The sequence below is a fragment of the Paractinoplanes toevensis genome (genome assembly GCF_018332695.1).
Classification (GTDB): Bacteria; Actinomycetota; Actinomycetes; order Mycobacteriales; family Micromonosporaceae; genus Actinoplanes; species Actinoplanes toevensis.
Genome location: NZ_BOQN01000165.1, coordinates 1 through 1,139, shown reverse-complemented (window position 1 = coordinate 1,139; position 1,139 = coordinate 1). Strand labels below are relative to the sequence as shown.

General features: G+C 67.9%; 2 protein-coding genes and 1 pseudogene. 2 read left to right on the top strand and 1 reads right to left on the bottom strand.

Annotated elements, in window-relative coordinates:
* Positions 1-240 (top strand): annotated as a pseudogene (locus tag Ato02nite_RS48460) (DUF4383 domain-containing protein); the annotation flags it as partial.
* Complete coding sequence (locus Ato02nite_RS48455; RefSeq protein ID WP_213013515.1) at positions 240-698, top strand: DUF4383 domain-containing protein; 459 nt, start codon at positions 240-242, stop codon at positions 696-698. The pseudogene Ato02nite_RS48460 and the gene Ato02nite_RS48455, both read left to right, overlap by 1 nt.
* Here Ato02nite_RS48455 and Ato02nite_RS48450 read toward each other — a convergent pair.
* On the bottom strand, positions 695-1,139 hold a 445-nt coding region (locus tag Ato02nite_RS48450), incomplete at its 5' end, for a TetR/AcrR family transcriptional regulator (RefSeq protein ID WP_213013514.1). The two genes, Ato02nite_RS48455 and Ato02nite_RS48450, sit on opposite strands and share 4 nt — an antisense overlap.

Here is a 1,139-nt window from a genome sequence, read left to right as displayed (position 1 = left end):
ATCGGCCGCAACCTCGACACCGTCGGCGACCAATATCTGGGCTACGGCCTGCTGGTGCTGGGCAGCTACGGGCTCGCCTTCAGCCGGACCGACGCCAACGTGTTCGGGCAGGACATCGCGACCGTGATCGTCACCTACATCGTCGGGCTCGCGCTCATCACGGTCAGCCTCTACAGCAAGGTCGCGCCCGCCGCGCAGGCCGGTGCGCCCCGACAGGTAAGGGAGGGCCGAACGGCCTGATGGCGCACTATCCCCTCAATCACCACCTGCGTCAGACGTATCGCTTTCTGGTCGGCCTGGCCGGCTTGTACCTCACCCTTTTCGGGGTCATCGGCCTCGCCACCACCTGGGGAGACGAGTTCTTCCACCGGGGCTCCGACTGGGTGCTCGGGCTGCGGACCAACCCCGCCGCGGCCTGGATCTACACGATCATCGGTGTCCTGCTGTTGCTCGCCGTGCTGGCCGGCGGCAACGTCTACCACCATGTCGCGCTGGTCCTCGGCTGGGGACTCTGCGGGCTCGGCGTGGCGGTCATGGCGTTCATCCAGACCGACGCCAACGTCCTGAACGTGTCAATGATCAACGTGATCGTGACCATCGTCCTCGGGCTGGTCACACTTACCGGCGCTCTCTACGGCAAGGTGGGCGGTCATGAGGCGGCCCGGGCCGAGGAGACCGCGGCGCACGACGCTCGCTAGCGCGTCTTACGCGTGAGCAGCGCGGGTTTCGGTTCGAGATGGGACAGGCCGTTCCACGCCAGGTTGACCAGGTGGGCGGCCACCATCTCCTTCTTCGGCTTGCGCGCCTCGCGCCACCACTGGCCGACCAGCGCCACCATGCCGACCAGCGCCTGTGAGTAGAGCTCGGCGAATTTCGGGTCGAGGCCGCGGCTCTTGAACTCGCCGCCCAGGATGTGTTCCACCTGGTGCGCCACGTCGTTCATCACGCTGGAGAAGTTGCCCGCGGGGGAGAGGACCGGCGACTCGCGCACCAGCACCTGGAAGCCGTGCGGTTCGTCCTCGATGTAGTCGAGCAGCGCCAGCGCCGCCTGCTCCAGCAGCTCGCGCGGATGCCCGGCGGTCAGCGCCGTCGCGATGCGGTCCAGCAGGGAGCGCACCTCGCGGTCGACGACCACCGCG